This window comes from Streptomyces sp. NPDC058051, assembly GCF_042885475.1.
Lineage (GTDB): Bacteria > Actinomycetota > Actinomycetes > Streptomycetales > Streptomycetaceae > Streptomyces.
The window spans coordinates 26,583-44,564 of sequence record NZ_JBHVRW010000013.1 but is presented as its reverse complement, the minus strand read 5'-3'; the positions used below and the strand labels follow the sequence as shown (position 1 = coordinate 44,564).

Genomic DNA, 17,982 nt, shown 5'->3' with positions numbered 1-17,982 from the left:
GGTCTCACCATGAGACGCATTCGGCGACCTCCCGTCAAGACGGAACGTTCTGTCTCTTGTTTTGCTGGCCTGACGAGATGAGCCCGACCCCAGAAGGCGGCAGCGCCTCCGAAGCGCGAGCACGGCTGCTCAGCACAGCAACCAGAATTTTCTGCGCAGAAGGAATCCACTCCGCCGGCATCGACCGGATCACCGTCGAGGCGAAGGTGACGCGGTCGACGCTGTACCGGCACTTCACGGGCAAGGAAGACCTCGTCCTCGCCTACCTCGACCAATCCGACCAGGGAATCCGGAGACAGGTCGCCGCCGCCCGGGCGAACAGCCCGTCAGGTGTCGGCAGAGTCCGGGCCGTCGCAGAACACATCACCCGAGGCATCCTCACCCCCGGCTTCCGCGGCTGCGCCTTCCTCAACGCAGCAGCCGAATACCCCGACCCCACCCACCCGGTCCACCAATGCGTCCTGGCCCACCGGCGGTGGTTCCTGAACACCGTCACGGACCTGCTGGCACAGACCAGCGACGTGCCCGCCGCCCCAGCCGCCCGACACCTCGTCATGCTCAGGGACGGCGCCATGGCAGCCGGTTGCCTCGTCGACCCGGGGAAGGGAGCCCCGCTTCTTCCCTGTCGAGTCGACCAAGCAGGGGCTGCGCGGCGTGACTGAGATCGTGTACGACAACCTGCCGGACGGGCTTCTCACGGCGCTCACCTACGGCTTGTCGCTGGCCGAACACCCGGATTGGCAGCGCGGCTCGCCGGAACTCTGCCTCAGCGTGAGCTCGACCAACGTGATCTGGGCCCACGCGGCGGGCTTCCTCGCCGAGCAGTTCCGCGGCACCTGCCCCTTCAGTTACGGCAGCACCATCAACTTCGGTGAGCGCATCGTGCCCGAGTCGGAGATGACGGCCTTCTGCGTGTTCGCGCCGCTGGTCCTCGACAGAGACGACTGCCTGGGCATCGACGTCGGCGTTCCGGGACACGAGGGTCACGACGTGATCAACATCCAAGGGATGTACCCCATCCACGAGGTCGAGCGGCAGTTCATCAATGAGCACGGACTTGAATCCCTCTGGACGAACGACTGGGAGCCCACCGACGTGCTCCGGCGCCCCGCGATCTGATCCTGGAAGGGCAACAGCCCCACTCTCGACGGCTCATTGGTGGACAACATCAGCCGAGCAGGACTCGCTTGCGAAGGAGTGCGAAGCCGGCGCGGCCGAACATCTGGCGCTTGAGCATCTTGATCCTCCGGTTGACATGCCCTTCGACCGCGCCTGAGCTCCAGGGCAGGGTCAATCCGGCGATGACGGCGTCGAGGTCGCGGTCGATGCCGACGGCGAGGGCGGTGCCGTAGCGGCGGCCCTTGCCGGTGGCCTACTCGTCGACGCCGACCACCCGCGGCGCGGCCACCTCGGGGTCGGGAAGTGAGTCGACCAGTCGGCGCACTGTGCTGCGGCTGACGGATATCCCGAGAACGCGGGCGATGCGGGCCCCGGCCCACGAGGGCCAGACCGACCGCGGCCAGGGTGGAACGCAACCGCTCGGTCCGCTAGCGCTCTGACCGGGAAGGTTGGCCGGGTCGAGGGCTCCGGCGGTTGGATGGGCGCTGACGTCCGTCCGATTGCTGGGGGGTGTGGTGGCTGAGCCTGTCCGTGTGCGCAGGTTGACCGATCAGGAGGGGCAGAAGCTGCAGCAGATCGTGCGTCGGGGCAGTACCAGTTCGGTGCGGTACCGGCGGGCGACGATGCTGCTGGCCTCTGCGGGCGGGAACCGGGTGCCGGTGATCGCGAAGCTGGTGCAGGCCGATGAGGACACCGTGCGTGACGTGATCCATCGGTTCAACGCGATCGGTCTGGCCTGCTTGGACCCTCGGTGGGCGGGAGGCCGTCCCCGCCTGCTCAGTCCTGACGACGAGGACTTCGTCATCCAGACGGCCACCACCCGCCCGACCAAGCTCGGCCAGCCCTTCACTCGCTGGTCGCTGCGTAAGCTCGTCGTCTACCTGCGGAAAGTCCACGGCCGGGTGATCCGCATCGGCCGCGAGGCGTTACGCGGTCTGCTCGCCCGCCGCGGCGTCGCCTTCCAGCGCACCAAGACATGGAAGGAATCCCCCGACCCGGACCGCGAGGCGAAGCTGGACCGGATCGAGGAGATCCTGGACCGTTTCCCCGACCGGGTCTTCGCCTTCGACGAGTTCGGACCGCTCGGCATCCGACCCACCGCAGGCTCGGGCTGGGCCGAACGGAAGCATCCCGACCGAGTGCCGGCCACCTACCACCGCACTCACGGGGTGCGTTACTTCCACGGCTGTTACTCGGTCGGCGACGACCGCCTGTGGGGCGTCAACCGCCGCACGAAAGGTGCCGCGAACACGCTGGCCGCGCTGAAGTCGATCCGCGCCGCCCGGCCCGACGGCGCCCCGATCTACGTCATCCTGGACAACCTGTCCGCCCACAAAGGCGCCGACCTCCGCCGCTGGGCGAAGGCGAACAAGGTCGAGTTGTGCTTCACTCCGACCTACGCGTCGTGGGCGAACCCGATCGAGGCGCATTTCGGACCGCTGCGGCAGTTCACCATCGCCAACTCCAACCACCCCAACCACACCGTGCAGACCCGGGCACTGCACGCCTACCTGCGCTGGCGCAACGCCAACGCGCGCCACCCCGACGTACTTGCCGCCCAGCGCAAGGAACGCGCCCGCATCCGCAGCGAGAAGGGCATCCGCTGGGGCGGACGCCCCCTCAACACCGCAGCCTGACCGACCGCGAACCGCAGCCCCGGAGTGCCGAAAGGGACAGAAGGACGACTCAGGAGGCGGACGGCTCGATCTCCCCCGCAAAGACGATGACCTGGTCGATGAGGCTCCGCCGCAGATGGACGATGTCCGTTCCCGCCAGGCGGGGGCCTCCATCCGGCGTGGTGAAGACCCACTGGTACCGGGCCCACTCGTCAGGCATGTCCACCGCTGAGCAGCGCACCATCGTGCCCGTCCCCGCCGGGTGGCTCCGGATGTCCAGCACGAACCGCTCGACCGCCGCGACTCCTTCGCTGCGGCCCAACGGCCCCCAGAAGACCACGTCTGAGGTCAGTGCCTGGGAGAGCAGGGCAGTCACATAGCTGTCGTCCGAGGCGTTAAACGCGGAGATGAACGTGTCGATCGCGGAGCGTGCCGTCTCTTCCTGCATGCCCCAGTAATACCAGCCGTTGCGCTTGCGCTCGTCGCGCGAGCTGCCTTCCGATCACGGTGGACCATCCCGGTCACAGCACTAGGAACCATGAACCCGGCCCGACCAGACTCCGCAGAGTCTCGATGTTCACGTCCACCGACAGCACCGCGACGTCCGCGATCGACGGGAACAACAGCTCCTTCAGCCGGAGCACGACCTCTTGCATGGCCCCGAACTCTCAGCCCAACGGTCTTGTCCATGAAGCATTTTCGGGCGACTTCGCGTACGGTTCGAAGGAGCCCGACTGTCACTCAGAGTAGGCGCGTCACACAAGTTGAGCCGGAACCACTTCACATGACCGAAGCCAACCGCTTCGCCCGTGGCGCGCGCCACGATGACATCGCCCATGGCACAGGCCCGGTACTTGCCTTGGTGGGGCAGCAGCACGCCGCCGGTTGACGTCACCGGCGGCGTACAGCCACCCGCCGGCCGGCGGCGTCCCCTCGTCTCCGACCACCCGCAGCGTGTCGTCCACCGTGAGCCGGGCACTCGGCGTCAGGCCGACGCATCCATGTCAGTTCTCCTTCGCGGCGCGGCCCAGGCGCAGGGCCGAGACGAGGAAGAAGATGCCGCCCGGGACGGCGTAGCCGATCGCGCTGGTGAGCGTGGGCTCGTCCGCGCCGGCCGACGCCACGAACGACGCCCCGGCCAGGACCGAAATAGCGCCGCTGAGGATCATCGGCCACTGGCCGCCCATCTTGCGGCGGGGCACAGCCACGATCAGTTGGACCAGCCCGGACGCGATCGCCCAGGCTCCCCACACGCGCAGCACCGCCGGAATGCCGGACGCACAGGCGATGGCCACGCCGACGGCCGCGACGAGACTCACCGCCATGTTCACGTAGAGCAGTACCGGCGACCCCGTAGTGCGCGACGACCTCGCGTCGACGACGGCCGCCCCCACGTCGAACAGCGGATACAGCACGAGCAGCACGGCCGCGACCGGACTGATCTCCGCCGCCATCGTGAACATCACAAGGGCCCAGACGATGGCGAACGCGAACCGGGCGAAGTACAGCCGCCGCAGGGCAGAGGCCGTCCCCGTGATGCCGGACGGAGCAGCAATGGTGCTCACGGTGATCCCTTTCGGTGGATACGCGGAGGAGAAGGCAGTTCGGCGCCGGATAGGCGTCCCGGGTCACCGGAGACCACTCCCGCAAGAACGAACGTTCTGTACCCTCAGACTGGCAAGGACGTCACAGCTTGTCAAGACAGAACGTTCTACCTCTCCATGGGGCCGCAGGATGTGCAGCGCACCGCATCCAAAAGCCGGCCGTCCGAAGCGTGGTCCCGGCTGCTCAACACCGCCAGCCGGGTGTTCCACCAGCGTGTCCCCGCACGGGTCACCGCAGTGCGCTCGCGATGTGCCGAGCGAGAGGGAGACACGCACACCGACATGTCCGTCAGCGAAGAAGACCCCCTCGGGACACGTATCAGACGCGAAGGCGTGCGACGTCGTCGACAACACGTCGACCATCACGGCGCCCCACTCCCGTCAAACGCGCTCAACGGGCGCCAGCCGCCGTCTCCCAGCATCCGCGGATCAGCTCACCGTCCCCCTCTCAGCCGTCGTCAGAGGCATAGGACAAGATCAGCCCAACGGACGCAGGCCCGCCAGGACTCGGTCGCGGAGCAGCTCGTACTCCTCACGGAGACGCACGATCTCCGCAGGCCGTTGGATCACCTCTCCGCCGACGACCTTCTCGTCGGGGCCGAACTGCTCGCGCGTGAGATCGACCTCGACCCCCATGCCCAGACGGTTCCACCAGTGGTAGTCCACTCGTTCGCCGTCGACATGCACCTCACCGCGGATCAGCTCACCGCCCAGCAGATCGTTCACCACCAGCGCGGTGACTCCGCACTGGTCGCGCGCCGGGTTGTCCGGGGTCCAGTCCGGGCGGTGGGCCGGCGTCGTGGTGTCCGCGCCCCAAGCGTTGCGAATGGCCTGCTCAAGGTCGTTGAAGTTGCTCAGTGTCATACCGGTCAGCCTTGCAGACGCCTCTGACACTGACGCGGTGCGCCTTTCTCCCCACAGGCGGCCCGACGCGGCCGAGGCCGGGCAGGGCCGCCCGACCGGGCAGCGGAGGCGGCCGAGCCGACTCGCCGCTCATGTCGGTGCCCGGTCCTGCCGATGAGAATGTGGCCGCCGCCCACATGCTGGGGTTCGTCGCCGCGCTCCTGGCCGGGCCGGTCGCACTCCGCGCTGTCGCTGTCCGGGGCCGGCCCTCCAGCACCCCGGGAGGAGACGGTGGGCACCCTGCTACTGATGGAGCGGGGCATCCTCGCGAAGCGTTCCGGCCGGTGGGTACGGGAGTCCTTCTCCGCGTCCTACCGGCCGGATGCGAAGGTCGCGAACACGGAGGGTGTGAACACGGAGGGCGTGAACACAGGTCGAGAACACCAAAATACAGAACACCGAAATGAAGAACACCGAAGTGAAAAACAGCGAAGTCGTGAACAGCGAAGTCGTGAACACGCGGAAGGGAAAGCCAGCATGAGCGCATCGCAGGACCCCGAGGTCCGTCCCGGGCGCAGGTCCGTTGTCGCAGCGGTCGGAGCCGTGTCGGCGGCAGCCGTCCTCACGGCGTGCGGCGGCCGGAAGGAAGCGGCCACCGAGGGAGCGCCCACCGTGGAATCGGGCGGTTCGACCGCGAGCGAGTCGGCCGACGACGGATCGGACGGTGGTCGCGGGGAGCCTCTGGCGAAGACCGCCGACGTCCCGGAGGGCGGCGGTGTGATCATCGCCGATCAGGGCGTCGTCGTGACGCAGCCCAAGGCCGGCGAGTTCAAGGCGTTCTCGTCGAAGTGCACCCACGCGGGATGCGCGGTGTCGAGCGTGTCGGACGGCACCATCAACTGCCCCTGTCACGGAAGCAAGTTCGATGTGGCCACGGGCAGCGTGACGGCCGGCCCCGCGACCACGCCGCTGCCCGCCCGGCCGATCACCGTCGAGGGCGGCTCGATCACGCTCACGTCCTGAGGGCTGCCCCGACCGTCGGTCAGCCCCTGGCCCGTCCTCGGCTCAGCCAGCAGCCGAGTACGTCATCGGTGGTGGTGACCGTGGCGACGAGGGCGAGTGTGTTGCGGACCATCGCGGGAGTGTAGTCGGCCGGCACTCCCGCGATGGCATCCGACGGCACCACCACCGTGTATCCGAGATTCACCGCGTCGAACACGGCGTTGGGGACGGCGACATTGGCGGACACCCCGGTGACGACGAGCGTCCGGCAGCCGAGGTTGCGGAGCAGGGCGTCCACGTCCGTACCGGCGATCGGCGAGAGGCCGTGCAACCTGCGCACGACGAGGTCCTCGTCCGCCACCTCGACGGGCGGGGCGATCCGCACCGCGGTGGTGCCCGAGTGCTGTTGTACGGGGAGTCGGCCGGCGGCGCGGAAGAGCCGGGCGTTGCTGTTGGCGCCCCGCCCGTCGGGACGGCGTTCGGCCACCGCGTGCATGACCTGGACCCCGGCCTCGTGGGCGGCCGCGACCAGGCGGGCGACTCGGTGCAGGGCGCCGGAGGATCTGGCCTCCTCGGCCAGTTCGGGCAGCGCGCTGCCAGGACCCACGACACCTTGCTGGCATTCGACGGTCAGAAGCACGGTGGTGGCCGGATCGAGCTGCTCGGCGAGCTGTTCCTTCGACGGCACTACTGCCCCTTTCGGCGGGCGGGATCGGGCGCGCGAGGGTAACGACCATTGCGTGCCGAGGGAAGAGGCCCCATGCTTCCTGACATACAGTCAGCCAGTGGGAGGGGGCTCCATGGCCGCCGTGCAGCGACGAGGCCGTCGGATCATGATGACGGACGCGGAACGCGACGCCTATCTCGCCGAGCAGCGCACCTGCCGGGTCGCCACCGTGTCCGCGGACGGCCGACCGCACATCGGCGCCCTCTGGTTCATCTGGGACGGAACCTCGCTCTGGCTCTACTCGATCACCCGGAGCCTGCGCTGGTCCCAGCTGCGCGAGGACCCGAGGATCGCGGTGATCGTGGACGACGGGGTGGAGTACACCGATCTGCGCGGCATCGAACTCTCCGGCACGGCCGTCCCGGTCGCGGAGGCGCCGCGAACCGGCGAACCGTGCCCCGAACTCGACGTACCGGAACGGCTGTTCGCGGCGAAGTACTTCGGGATGGACACCATGCCCCACGACGGCCGGCACGCCTGGCTCCGGCTCACTCCCGAGGCCATCACTTCCTGGGACTTCCGGAAGCTCGCCGGGCCCGCCGCGGCCTGAGGACCTTCCGCCCCCGTCTACTCCGGCGGCGCGCCCTGCTCCCGGCCGGCCGCCCGCAGCGCCGCCACCGCCGCCCGGATCGACGGACGCCGGTCCGCGTCGGTACGCCACACGGCGTGGACGTGCCGCAGCATCCTCTGCCGCACGGGCACGAGCCGCACCCCGTCGGGCACGGGCCCTCGGCCCAGCCGGGGCGCCACGCACACGCCCGTCCCGGCGGCGATCAGGGCAAGTTGGGTGTGGTGCTCGGCCGCCAGATGCGCGATACGCGGCTCGATGCCCTTGGAGCGCAGGGTGAACACCAGCCAGTCGTAGCAGAATTCCCCCTCGGGCCAGGAGACCCAGTCGTCGTCGGCGAACTCCTCCAGGTCCACCTCCGCCCGGTCCGCGAGCCGGTGACCGGCCGGCATCGCGACATCCGGGACATCGTCCAGGAGCCCGACCCTGGTCAGACCGCCGGGCACCGGGAGTCGCTTGTTGCTCCAGTCCAGCACCACCGCGAGGTCGACGTCGCCCCTGATCACCGCCCGGATCCCGACCTCGGGCTCCAGCTCCCGGGTATGCACGCGCAGCTCGGGATGGTCCGCGCGCAGGGCGAGGAGCACCGCGGGGAAGAGTCCGCGCGCCGCGGTCGGAAAGGCGGCGAGCCGGATCTCGCCCACCACCTCGCCCCGCTGCGCCTCGATGTCGGACTGGGCCAGTTCGACCTGGGACAGGATGCGGGCCGCGTGGTCGGCGAGCAGCCGGCCGGCGTCGGTGAGCCGGACGCCGCGGCCGTTCTTGGTGAGGAGTCGCTGACCCACCTCCCGCTCCAGCTTCGACATCTGCTGGGAGACCGCAGATGTGGTGACATGCAGTCCCTCGGCGGCAGCGCTGACCGAACCGTGCCGCGCGAGGGCGTCCAGGGTACGCAAGCGCTCCAGGTTCAACATGTAAGCGATGCTACGCGGATGCGCGCACAAAATCTCACTTGTTCTACGTGATGAGCTTCGTCATCGTTGACGTCATGAGCGCCTCTGCCGCACCGGACACCAACCGTTCCGCCGAATACGCCACCTCTGTCCCTCCGCCCGGGAGGGCCGCAGCGGCCCCTGCCGCGCGCCGGACGCCGGACTGGCGGATCCGGTTCGGAGCGCTCTCGCTCATCTGGGGTTTCAGCTTCCTTCTGATCAAGGTCGGCACCGAGGGGTACGCCCCGTTCCAGGTCGCTCTCGGCCGCCTCCTGTCGGGCACGGCGGTGCTGGCCGTCGCCATGGCGGTGCGGCGCGATCGGCTGCCGCGCGGCGCCCGCACGTGGGGCCATCTGGCCGTCGCCGCGTTCTTCCTCAACGCGCTGCCGTTCTCGCTCTTCGCGTACGCCGAGCTGAGCATCCCGTCGACGCTGGCGGGGATCTGCAACGCGACCTCGCCCCTGTGGGGCATGGCGCTTTCGCTCGTCGCGCTCTCCGAGGACCGGCCGACCCGCCGCCGCGTCGCGGGGCTCGGACTCGGATTCCTCGGTGTGCTGACCGTGCTGGGCGCCTGGCAGGGTTTCACCGGGCTGGGCTTCAGCGGTACGGCCCTGGCCCTGCTCGCCTCTCTGAGCTATCCGGTCGGCTGGATCTACGTCCGCCGGACGCTGGCGGGCAGCGGGGCGTCCACGCTTGCCCTGACCGGCAGCCAGCTCTTCCTCGGCACGGTGCAGATCGCTCTGGTGACCCCGTTGGCCACGTCGGCTCCCGAGGGATTCCCACTGCTCCCGACCCTTGCCGTGGTCGCCCTGGGGGCGCTCGGCACGGGCCTCGCGGTGCTGCTGCAGTACGGGCTGGTGGAGGAGGTGGGACCGACGACTGCCCAGATGGTCACGTACTTCACCCCGGTGATCGCCACCGCTGCCGGCGTCGTCGTCCTGGGTGAGCGGCTGAGCTGGAACACGCCGGTGGGCGCGCTCGTGATCCTGGTGGGGGCGGCCCTCACCCAGAGCAGGGCGCGCGGCGGCAGAGCCGGGAACAGGGCTCAGCCGTAGTTCAGCGGCTGCGCCGGCCCCGCCGCCGCAGCCACCGCGTCGGCCAGCGGCCCGATGTCGGCAGGGGTGAGCGGTGAGACGGTGAGCCGGATCCCCTGGGGCGCGGACATCCGGAACCGCGCCCCGGGTGCGACCGCCCAGCCCGCGTGCAGCAGCCGCGCCACCGCACCGGTCTCGTCGCTGACCGGCACCCATACGTTCATGCCGCTGCGTCCGTGCGCCGCCACACCCCGCTCCTCCAACGCCCGCACGAGTGCGTCCCGCCGCCGCCCGTAGGCCCGCGCCACCTCGCCGGAATCGACCGCGCCCGAGGTCCACAGGTGCACCACGGCCCGTTGCAGCAGCCTGCTGACCCAGCCGGGCCCGAGCCGCTGCCGGCCCGACACCCGGTCCGTCGTGACCGGATCGCCGGTCAGGACGGCGACGCGCAGATCCGGCCCGTACGCCTTGGCGACCGAGCGCACGAACGCCCACCGGTCCGTGGCGCCCGCCAGTGGATGAAGCGGCAGATCGACGATGGCGTGTCCGTGGTCGTCCTCGATCAGCAGGACGCCGCGGTGTCCTGCGAGGACGCCCCGCAGCTCGCGTGCGCGCCCCGCGCTGATCGCGGCACCGGTCGGATTCTGCGCACGGTCGGTGACCACGAGCGCGCGGGCACCGGCCTTCAGCGCGTGTTCGACGGCCTCGGGCAGCGGCCCCTCGTCATCCAGCGCGACGGGCACGGGACGCAACCCCAGCGCCGGTACGAGGTCCAGCATGCTGCCCCATCCCGGATCCTCGACCGCCACCATGTCACCGGGCTTGAGGTGCGCCATCAGCACGCGCTCGATCGCGTCCAGCGATCCGGAGGCCGCGACCACGGGCCCGGCGGGCACTCCGTCGTCATCCAGCGCGGCGCGGGCGAGCGCGGCGAACTCCGGGTCCACCCGGGCCTGTCCGTACATCCCGGGCCGCCGCGCGTACTCGCCCGTGGCCGCCGCGAACGCCTCCCCCAGCGCGGGCAGCAGCGCCGGATCGGGGTTGCCCGCACCCAGGTCCCGCACGCCGGGCGGCGCCTCGACCCGGAGCGAACCGCGCGCCGTGCTCGCGGGGCGGGGCCGCACCCTGCTGCCCCTGCGCCCGGCCGTCTCGATCACCCCGCGCTCGCGGAGCGTGCGATAGGCGGACGCCACGGTATTGGGATTCACCCCCAGCAGGTCCGCCAACTCCCTCATGGGAGGCAGCACTTGCCCAGGAGCAAGGTCCCCCGAACCGACCCCGCGCTCCACGCTGGCAGCGATTTCCGATGCGCGCCGCCCGACAATCCGATACTCTCCTAGCACAAACATGATTATGCACTAGTGCAATGGAGTACGCAATGTCGGAGACCGCACCGCCGCAGCCCACGGGCGACACCGCAGCCGCATACCGGCCGACCGAGCGCACCGTCCCGACGCGCTCGCGCGATCGTGCCGCGTACGACAAGGACGTGGTTCACGCGATACTCGACGAGGCGTACGTGTGCCATCTCGGTTTCGTCCGCGACGGCGCACCGGTCGTCCTGCCGACGCTCTTCGGCCGGGTCGGCGAGCGGCTCTACGTACACGGCTCGACCGGCTCCAGGCCGCTGCGGGAGGCCGGCCGGACCGACCCGGGCCTGCCCGTCTGCCTGACGGTGACGCATGTCGACGGGCTGGTGCTGGCCCGCTCCGCCTTCCACCACTCGATCAACTACCGCTCCGTGGTGGTCCACGGCATCGCGCGCACGGTGACCGACCCGCAGGAGCGGCGGACCGCCCTCGACGCCATCGTCGACCACGTGGTGCCCGGCCGCTCCGCGGATTCACGGCCCGCCGACGAGAAGGAACTCGCCGCGACAGCCGTGATCCGGCTGGAACTCCAGGAGGTCTCCGCCAAGATCCGCACCGGCGGCCCCAACGACGAGCCCCGCGATCTCGCACTGCCCCACTGGGCGGGCGTCGTCCCGCTCGCCCGCGGCTACGCGACACCACTCCCCTCGGACGACCTGGATCCCGCCGTCGGAGTGCCCGACTACATCGCCGCTCTCTGACCCCTCCCGGATACGCCGGGGTGGGCGGGACCGCCGGGCGCACCGGCCCCGTCCGCCCCGGCGCTCAGGCCGCCACGGCCGCCCGACGGCGAGCCCGCGCGGCATCCCGCGCCTCGGCGCACGCCAGCCCCACCACGGCGGCGAGCAGCAGGAGCGTCCCGACGACCGTGGCTGCGGTGAGCTGTTCCCGGAGCACCACCACCGCGATGACCGCCGCGCTGACCGGTTCGATCAGCATGATCACGGACACCGTCGCGGCACGCACCACCGCTGCGCCCGCGAAGTAGAGCGCGTACGCGAGCGCGGTCGGCACCGCGGCGACATAGACCAGCAGCATCGCCACCCGCACGGCCTGGTCGGTGTGCGGTACGAGCCCTTCACAGGCCGCCATCGGCAGCAGGCCGACGGCTCCGATCCCGAACGCCCAGGCGCTGGTGGCGAGCGAGTCGGTGGCGCCGCCGTCACGGCCGAGCCACCGGGTCAGCAGGGTGATCGCCGCGTAGCCGGCCGCGGAGAGCAGCGCCAGGGCGACCCCGGCGGGCCGCACGGAGGCCCCGTCGTCGCCGAGAACCAGTACGGCGAGCCCGGCCAGCGCGCCCACCACCGCGGCAAGTCCGCCGCGCCCCAGTCGCTCCCCCATGGTCAGTCGCGCACCGACCGCGATGAAGACGGGGCCCGCTCCGAGGGTGACGACGGTCCCGACCGCGAGGCCGGTCGCCTCCACGGCCGCGAAGTACGCGCTCTGGAAGACGGTGAGACCCACACCGGTCCCCAGGACGCGCAGCAGTCGGCGGCGGGGTTCGGCGGGGCCGGCCGCGCGCCGGGGCCGTAGCGCCAGCACGCCGAGCAGCAGCACAAGGCCACCCAGGCAGCGCCAGAACGACAGGGCGAGCGGGCCCAGGTCGCTGGCCTCGAAGATCAGCGAACCGGCGGCCCCGGCGGTGCCCCAGGCAACACCGGCGACGATCAGAAAGAAGAGGCTCCGCCCGACGGGCAGGCCGGAAGCAGGGTGTGACACGTGGTCTCTCCGGATGAAGACAGGATGGTGGTCGCTCAGCTCCGCACACGGGCAGCGACGAGCCACTCGGGGACTGCCCGAGCCCGGTCTTCGTCAGGAGTGGCCGCCCGCGCTAGGCGGCAGGCGGCGAAAGCACGGTCAGACGCATGATCATCACACTACGTCCCGGCACGTTCTCCGGACAAGCTCTCATCGGCGGTGGTACGGCCCGCGCCCGGTGCCGCGACACGCCCCTCGCCCGGTCCGGAAGCGACGGGCCCGGAGGGTGGCCCCGGTGTCGCCGACTGGGCGATGAAGGCACCGATCAGTACCAGGGCACCGCCGACGAACTGCGGCGTCGACAGGTGCTCGCCGAGCACCACCCAGGCGAGCACGGTGGCGATGACCGCCTCCAGACACGCGACGACGCCCGCCACGGCGGGCGAGAGCAGCCTGACCGAGATCACGCCGGTGACGTAGGCGATCACCGTCGCCACCAGCACGATCCAGACGAGCAGCTGCCAGGCGGGGATCTCCGTGCCGTCCGTGACCGCGCGGCCGGCCAGGACCGACCAGTCCATGCCCCAGGGCCGCGCGACCACGGTGAGAACGACCGCGCCGATCAGCAGCCCGTACGCGATGACACCGAGCGGATGCGGCGGTTCCCCTCCTGACGCTCCGTCCCCGCCGCCTTGGTCCGACAGGACGAAGTAGCCGACCTGGCAGCAGGCGGCGACGAGTGCGAACAGCAGCCCGACCGCGTCGAAGCGGAGCCCCGACCAGACCTCGACCACGCAGGTGAGTCCACCGACGGCGAGCACCACGCCGATGGCGGCGGCGCGGGTGACCGGCCTGCGCTGGACGAAGCGGACCCACCCGAGGACGAGCGCGGGAGCCAGATACTCGATGAGAAGAGCCACACCGACGGGGATACGGGAGATCGCGAGGAAGTAGAAGGCCTGCACACCGGCCACCGCGAGCAGGCCGAACCCCAGCAGCAGAGCGGGCCTGCTGCGCACCAGAGCCCGGTGGTGCCAGGCGACCGGCAGCATGACGAGCGCGGCACCCGCCACCCTCAGCCACACCACGTGGAGCGGATCGAGTCCCGCCTCGATCAGCGGCTTGGCAGCCACCCCTGAACCACCGAATGCGAACGCCGAGGCCAGGGCGATTCCCAGACCGGCGTTTCTCCCCTGAGGCGCGTGCATCGGCACATCATGACAGTTGTGGTCAGGAGCGTCATCCCAGTGACCCCTGACACTGCTCTCAGGTGCTCCGCTCCTCGGCAGCCCTCGCCAACCGTTCTCCGAGCCCCACGGCGGCCAGGCCGTCCATGTAGTCGCGGATCCGCGTGATCAGTCCGTCACGGACGCGGATGACCAGCAACCCGGGCATGGTGAAGGTGCCGCCCCCGGCCGGCAGCGCAACGACGACGACATGCTCGCCGACGACCACTTCCGGATCGCCGGTCTCATGGATCTCGATGTCCTCGACCGCCTCCGCCTCGACGGGACTTGCGCCCCAGGCAGCCCGGTAGCCGGCACGCACCGCCTCGCGACCCTCGTAACGCGCGGGAAAGCCGGGGGACGCGAACGGGAACTCATGCAGCGCGTCCACGGCGTAGAGGTCGGCGAGGTCGTCCGCGGACTTGTCGAGCATGGCCTGGTGGTAGCGACCCAGCACCTCACGGGGCGTACGGGCGGACGCTTCCTGCGGACCTGGCACAGCACTCACTCCCTTCGCTCAACAAACGTTGACCCAATGACCGTACGAGTCCGCACGGGCATCGGTCAACGCCTGTAGAGTGAATTCGTGACCGCCCCTCACCTCTCCCGCGCCGACCGCCGCCGAGCCACCGAGGCACGCATCCTCGACAGCGCCCGCGAGCTGTTCGCCGAGCGCGGATTCGATCGCACCACCATCCGCGCCGTCGCAGCCGCGGCAGGCGTCGATCCGGCGCTGGTCATGCAGTACTTCGGAGCGAAACGGGAGCTGTTCACCCAAGCCGTACGGTCACCACCCACGCCGGCCACCACGGACGCGGACTCACTGGTGGATCAACTGCTCACCACGCTGGACCTCAAGCTCGGCGGCCTTCCCGACGGCACGCTGGCGATGATGCGTTCCATGCTCACCGATCCGGTGGCGGCCCAGCACGCCCGGGAGATCCTCGGCCGGCAGATCGACAGCATCGGTACGGCGCTGCCGGAGGCCGACGACCCCGAGCTGCGCGCCGCACTGGTCGTCACCACCCTGATCGGCGTCACCATCGGCCACCAGCTCCTGAACCTCGACGTCCTGCGCGACGCCCCCGTCGACCGCATCGCCGCCCTGCTCCGCCCGGCCCTCACGGCTCTGACCGAACCCCGGCACTGAACCGGCCGGCCGCGACACCCCGCCGGCGGGACGGCCGCCGGCCCCGGTCCGGCGTCTACACGATCCGGGCGGCGAGCCGCCCGGCGTCGACACCGGCACGCTCCAACACTTCGACGGCCCGGCATTCACGGTCCGCGGCCAGGGCCGCGAGCAGATCGAGCCCTCCGGCGCGCGCGTCACCCCTGAGTTCCGCCCGCCCGCAGGCTTCGGCCATGGCCGAAGCGGCCGAGGGCGACCACCCCTCCACCCCCGCACCCCGCACCGCGGCACCCGCACCCCCGACAACCGGGAGAGCACCGGAGTCCTCCACCGCACCCTGCCAGCGGAGCCCGTATCCGATGCTGCGCTGGGCGAGATAACCGAGAACCCTGGCCAGTTGGGGTCCGCCTTCGAAGGCTGCCCGCACCTCGGGGTCCGATTCGATGAGGGAGTGCAACAGATGTGCGGTGTCGACCTGCCGGTCACCGCCGCGCAGTGCGCGCCTGCGGGCGCCCGTCACCACGGCGGCCAGCTCGGCAGTGAGTCTGGCATCGAACTCAGCACGGTTCGGTACGGGCTGCTGAGGGATCCTCGGTGTCCGGTTCTGCACATCTCTCACCCCATCAGTTCCGCAGCGTCAAAACATCGCCGGAGGGGCCCATTACGGCATCCCACGCAAGTTGGGCACACACGAGCGGCTCCTCCTCCTTACGAATGAGATCTCGCCATTTCGGAATCCGATCCGGAAGAGCAGCGCGCGCCGCCTTGCCTCGCGCCCCCGACGCAACCGGGCTTCGCCCGCAGGCGTCCCACAGGCCACACCACCCATACGGCAGGCGGAAGGGGATCTGCGGACGTGTCCTGGCTGGTCGCCCTGCCGGCGCTCGACGGGCGGGAGTACGTGTACCGGATCCACGCACCTGCGGACGCCCTGCTCGCGGATCTGTTCTGGGCCGCGTTCCACTGCCATGACGACGGCCCGCATCCGCGCGCCTCCGACCGATTCGACGCCGCCCGGATCTGGCGGGTGGGCCCAGCAGTAGCGGACACACAGATATGACGGTTCATCAGTATTGAATGTTCACGTCACTGCGGCTACGTTCCGCGACACCGTAACCCGCCGAGAAGGGGTGGTCTCATGGCCGAAGTCAGTGCGGAAGCACGTATCGAGGCACCGGCCGAGAAGGTCTGGGCCCAGCTGACGGACTTCACCGCGTACGGCCGGTGGAACGCCACCCACACCAGCTTCCCCTCAGGCGGTCCGGCGTCACTCGAACTCGCGGCCACCTACGAGGAGAACATGAAGCTGATGGGCTTCCCGGCCGAGGTGACCTGGACGGTGACGGAACTGGAGACCACACGCCTGCTGACCACCACGGGCAAGGGGCCGATGGGCGTCAACCTGGCCATGCGCTACTCGCTGACCCCGGACGGGGCCGCGACCACTCTGCGCATCGACGGAACGTTCACCGGCGCCGCGGTCTCCCTGATGGCGGGCAAGCTCAAGGACTCGGGCACCGCCGCGCTCGTCGAATCGCTGCGCAGACTGAGCGAGCTGGTCGCGGCCTGACGACCGCCGACCGCCGGAGCAGAAGAGGAAGGGCCTCGCGACCCGGCCGCGAGGCCCTCGACATCCCGCCCGCGCGCTCAGTGCTCGTCGGCGAGGATCAGGTAGAGCTTCTTACGGGCGTCATTGATGACCGTGAGCGCCTTCTGGCGCTGATCGGCCGACCCCGTCCTCCAGACCTGGCCGAACGCCTCCATCAGACCGGCGCCGGCCTGCCGGATCTCGTTGACGCTCTCCCAGTCGACTCCGCGCCCGACTTCCTCCCAAGGCGCCTCGGGACCGGATTCCGCCTCGGTGCGGCCACTGTCGGTGAGCGTGAACAACTTCTTGCCACCCTCGCTCGCACTGGCGATCAGACCCTCGTCCTCCAGCAGCTGAAGGGTCGGATAGACCGATCCCGGACTGGGCCGCCACGCCCCGCCGCTCCGCTCGCCGATCTCCTGGATCATCTCGTACCCATGCATGGGCCGGTCCTTCAGCAGCGCCAGGATCGATGCGCGCACGTCACCGCGCCGCGCCCTCCCCCGCCCGCCGCCCCGGCCGCGCCCGCCCCCGAACGGGCCACCCCCGAAGGGACCGCCGCCGAACGGCGGACCGAACGGCCCGAAGGCCGCTCGCCGCCCCTCGGGGTCGCCCCACCCTTGATGCCCGGGCCCGTAGTGCCCGTGTCCGTGGTCGTGTCCATGTGAGCGCATCGTTACGCTCCTTTCATCGTTGACCTGTCGCGATGCGTCAACGATATATCGGAACAGCTCGCTCGACAAGCCCGCACCCCCGATGTCCTGTTGACGCGTGACAGCGATCTTGGGGCGGTTGTCACTGAAGCTGGGGCGATCGCAGTCTGTGTCGGCGAAGACGGGCTACTGCACGGTTTGTGACACCGAAGACGGGCCGATGGCCTGTCCAGCAGGCTTCGACAATTTCTCGTGGAGTGTCGGCCGGCGGCGCCAGGGTGCTGTGTCGTGCAGGAGACGCGCCTCGACACTGCTCGAATCCGAGCGGCTCGCCGGGTAATCGACCCGATGTTTCTCGATACTCCGCTGTACCGCTGCGAGGCGCTGGAGCCTCACCTCGGATGCGCGGTGAGCATCAAGCTCGAAACGGCGAACCCGGTCCGCAGCTTCAAGGCACGCGGCACTGAGCCGGTCGCGAGCCAGCTCGCCGATGACGGCTCGCGAGCCGTGGTGTGCGCGAGCGCGGGCAACCTCGGCCAGGCCCTCGCCTGGTCCGGTCGCGGCCGGGGACTCGACGTCACCGTCGTGGCTCCCGCTTCGCGACTCGGGCCAAACTCGATCGCATCCGCGCGCTGGACGCCAGGCTGGAACTGGTGGACGGCGACCACGAGCCCGGCGCGCGAGCGGGCCGCGGCCCGGGGCGACGATAGCCGGGCTGAAGGCCGTCCCGCTGGACGTCGCCGCCGAATCGCCTCACCTCCGCGGGCCCAGGTCCTCCCGATGACCCACGAGAACCACCGCGTCCTGCCCTTCCAGGTCCGGCCCCGGTCCGGCGAAGGCATCCGGTCCTTCATCGTCCGCCTGGCCCACGCC

Annotated in this window: 22 protein-coding genes and 1 pseudogene; 11 read left to right on the top strand and 12 right to left on the bottom strand. The window is 70.3% G+C overall.

The annotated features are described in order from the left end of the window. Positions 1–77: 77 nt before the first annotated feature. The 3 genes from ACFVUT_RS21290 to ACFVUT_RS21280 all read left to right on the top strand — a co-directional run bounded on the left by ACFVUT_RS21290 (position 78) and on the right by ACFVUT_RS21280 (position 2,756). Positions 78–662 carry a TetR/AcrR family transcriptional regulator gene (locus ACFVUT_RS21290; RefSeq protein WP_389658466.1) on the top strand — a complete coding sequence of 195 codons (585 nt, stop codon included), beginning with the start codon at positions 78–80 and terminating at the stop codon, positions 660–662. Next, on the top strand, positions 655–1,119 hold the full coding sequence (locus ACFVUT_RS21285) for a suppressor of fused domain protein (RefSeq protein WP_389658463.1): 465 nt from the start codon (positions 655–657) through the stop codon (positions 1,117–1,119). The genes ACFVUT_RS21290 and ACFVUT_RS21285 overlap by 8 nt, the downstream gene beginning before the upstream one ends. A gap of 515 nt (positions 1,120–1,634) precedes the next feature. After that, the gene (locus tag ACFVUT_RS21280; RefSeq protein WP_389658460.1) at positions 1,635–2,756 is read left to right on the top strand and encodes an IS630 family transposase; all 1,122 of its coding nucleotides are present in this window, start codon (positions 1,635–1,637) and stop codon (positions 2,754–2,756) included. Positions 2,757–2,805: 49 nt separating this feature from the next. Here the strand turns inward: ACFVUT_RS21280 and ACFVUT_RS21275 are convergent, their stop codons facing one another. The 4 genes from ACFVUT_RS21275 to ACFVUT_RS21260 all read right to left on the bottom strand — a co-directional run bounded on the left by ACFVUT_RS21275 (position 2,806) and on the right by ACFVUT_RS21260 (position 5,203). Further along, positions 2,806–3,183, bottom strand: coding sequence for a nuclear transport factor 2 family protein (locus tag ACFVUT_RS21275; RefSeq protein WP_389658457.1), 378 nt, complete (start codon positions 3,181–3,183; stop codon positions 2,806–2,808). A 73-nt stretch (positions 3,184–3,256) separates the two neighbouring features. Continuing rightward, positions 3,257–3,391: a hypothetical protein gene (locus ACFVUT_RS21270; RefSeq protein ID WP_389658454.1), complete on the bottom strand. Its 135-nt coding sequence runs from the start codon at positions 3,389–3,391 to the stop codon at positions 3,257–3,259. Positions 3,392–3,739: 348 nt separating this feature from the next. Further along, a complete protein-coding gene (locus tag ACFVUT_RS21265) occupies positions 3,740–4,300 on the bottom strand; it encodes a DUF308 domain-containing protein (protein ID WP_389658451.1) in 561 nt (186 codons plus the stop codon). A 516-nt stretch (positions 4,301–4,816) separates the two neighbouring features. Then, positions 4,817–5,203 carry a hypothetical protein gene (locus ACFVUT_RS21260; protein ID WP_389658448.1) on the bottom strand — a complete coding sequence of 129 codons (387 nt, stop codon included), beginning with the start codon at positions 5,201–5,203 and terminating at the stop codon, positions 4,817–4,819. A 516-nt stretch (positions 5,204–5,719) separates the two neighbouring features. Here ACFVUT_RS21260 and ACFVUT_RS21255 point away from each other — a divergent pair. Beyond that, positions 5,720–6,205 (top strand): Rieske (2Fe-2S) protein, encoded by a 486-nt coding sequence (locus ACFVUT_RS21255; protein WP_389658445.1) that lies wholly within the window; start codon positions 5,720–5,722, stop codon positions 6,203–6,205. 19 nt (positions 6,206–6,224) lie between these two features. Here ACFVUT_RS21255 and ACFVUT_RS21250 read toward each other — a convergent pair whose 3' ends face one another. Next, complete coding sequence (locus ACFVUT_RS21250) at positions 6,225–6,872, bottom strand: cysteine hydrolase (protein ID WP_389658442.1); 648 nt, start codon at positions 6,870–6,872, stop codon at positions 6,225–6,227. Between the two features lie 112 nt (positions 6,873–6,984). On the opposite strand from ACFVUT_RS21250, the gene ACFVUT_RS21245 reads away from it, so the two are divergent. Beyond that, entirely contained in the window at positions 6,985–7,461 is a 477-nt protein-coding gene (locus ACFVUT_RS21245) for a pyridoxamine 5'-phosphate oxidase family protein (RefSeq protein WP_389658439.1), read from the top strand. A 17-nt stretch (positions 7,462–7,478) separates the two neighbouring features. Here ACFVUT_RS21245 and ACFVUT_RS21240 read toward each other — a convergent pair whose 3' ends face one another. Further along, on the bottom strand, positions 7,479–8,393 hold the full coding sequence (locus ACFVUT_RS21240; RefSeq protein WP_389658436.1) for a LysR family transcriptional regulator: 915 nt from the start codon (positions 8,391–8,393) through the stop codon (positions 7,479–7,481). A 74-nt stretch (positions 8,394–8,467) separates the two neighbouring features. On the opposite strand from ACFVUT_RS21240, the gene ACFVUT_RS21235 reads away from it, so the two are divergent. Beyond that, positions 8,468–9,466, top strand: coding sequence for a DMT family transporter (locus ACFVUT_RS21235; RefSeq protein WP_389658433.1), 999 nt, complete (start codon positions 8,468–8,470; stop codon positions 9,464–9,466). Here the strand turns inward: ACFVUT_RS21235 and ACFVUT_RS21230 are convergent. Further along, positions 9,457–10,788 (bottom strand): aminotransferase class I/II-fold pyridoxal phosphate-dependent enzyme, encoded by a 1,332-nt coding sequence (locus ACFVUT_RS21230; RefSeq protein ID WP_389658430.1) that lies wholly within the window; start codon positions 10,786–10,788, stop codon positions 9,457–9,459. The two genes, ACFVUT_RS21235 and ACFVUT_RS21230, sit on opposite strands and share 10 nt — an antisense overlap. Positions 10,789–10,823: 35 nt before the next feature. Here ACFVUT_RS21230 and ACFVUT_RS21225 point away from each other — a divergent pair, with 35 nt between their 5' ends. Beyond that, positions 10,824–11,516 (top strand): pyridoxamine 5'-phosphate oxidase family protein, encoded by a 693-nt coding sequence (locus tag ACFVUT_RS21225; protein ID WP_389658427.1) that lies wholly within the window; start codon positions 10,824–10,826, stop codon positions 11,514–11,516. Positions 11,517–11,580: 64 nt separating this feature from the next. On the opposite strand, the gene ACFVUT_RS21220 is transcribed toward ACFVUT_RS21225, so the two are convergent. The 3 genes from ACFVUT_RS21220 to ACFVUT_RS21210 form a co-directional block, all read right to left on the bottom strand. Beyond that, on the bottom strand, positions 11,581–12,534 hold the full coding sequence (locus tag ACFVUT_RS21220; RefSeq protein ID WP_389658424.1) for a DMT family transporter: 954 nt from the start codon (positions 12,532–12,534) through the stop codon (positions 11,581–11,583). 158 nt (positions 12,535–12,692) lie between these two features. After that, positions 12,693–13,721, bottom strand: a complete 1,029-nt coding sequence (locus tag ACFVUT_RS21215) for a DMT family transporter (RefSeq protein WP_389658421.1) — start codon at positions 13,719–13,721, stop codon at positions 12,693–12,695. 58 nt (positions 13,722–13,779) lie between these two features. Then, a complete protein-coding gene (locus tag ACFVUT_RS21210; protein WP_389658418.1) occupies positions 13,780–14,238 on the bottom strand; it encodes a nuclear transport factor 2 family protein in 459 nt (152 codons plus the stop codon). A gap of 87 nt (positions 14,239–14,325) precedes the next feature. On the opposite strand from ACFVUT_RS21210, the gene ACFVUT_RS21205 reads away from it, so the two are divergent. Next, positions 14,326–14,889, top strand: coding sequence for a TetR/AcrR family transcriptional regulator (locus ACFVUT_RS21205; protein WP_389658416.1), 564 nt, complete (start codon positions 14,326–14,328; stop codon positions 14,887–14,889). A 55-nt stretch (positions 14,890–14,944) separates the two neighbouring features. Here the strand turns inward: ACFVUT_RS21205 and ACFVUT_RS21200 are convergent, their stop codons facing one another. Further along, complete coding sequence (locus ACFVUT_RS21200; RefSeq protein WP_389658660.1) at positions 14,945–15,478, bottom strand: Clp protease N-terminal domain-containing protein; 534 nt, start codon at positions 15,476–15,478, stop codon at positions 14,945–14,947. A gap of 246 nt (positions 15,479–15,724) precedes the next feature. Here ACFVUT_RS21200 and ACFVUT_RS21195 point away from each other — a divergent pair, with 246 nt between their 5' ends. Together ACFVUT_RS21195 and ACFVUT_RS21190 are read left to right on the top strand one after the other, a co-directional pair. Beyond that, complete coding sequence (locus tag ACFVUT_RS21195) at positions 15,725–15,928, top strand: hypothetical protein (protein ID WP_389658413.1); 204 nt, start codon at positions 15,725–15,727, stop codon at positions 15,926–15,928. 78 nt (positions 15,929–16,006) lie between these two features. Next, positions 16,007–16,438, top strand: a complete 432-nt coding sequence (locus ACFVUT_RS21190) for an SRPBCC family protein (protein ID WP_389658410.1) — start codon at positions 16,007–16,009, stop codon at positions 16,436–16,438. A gap of 77 nt (positions 16,439–16,515) precedes the next feature. Here the strand turns inward: ACFVUT_RS21190 and ACFVUT_RS21185 are convergent, their stop codons facing one another. Beyond that, positions 16,516–17,130, bottom strand: coding sequence for a PadR family transcriptional regulator (locus ACFVUT_RS21185; RefSeq protein ID WP_389658407.1), 615 nt, complete (start codon positions 17,128–17,130; stop codon positions 16,516–16,518). Between the two features lie 267 nt (positions 17,131–17,397). Here ACFVUT_RS21185 and ACFVUT_RS21180 point away from each other — a divergent pair. Beyond that, positions 17,398–17,805 (top strand): annotated as a pseudogene (locus ACFVUT_RS21180) (pyridoxal-phosphate dependent enzyme); the annotation flags it as partial. Positions 17,806–17,982: the final 177 nt, after the last annotated feature.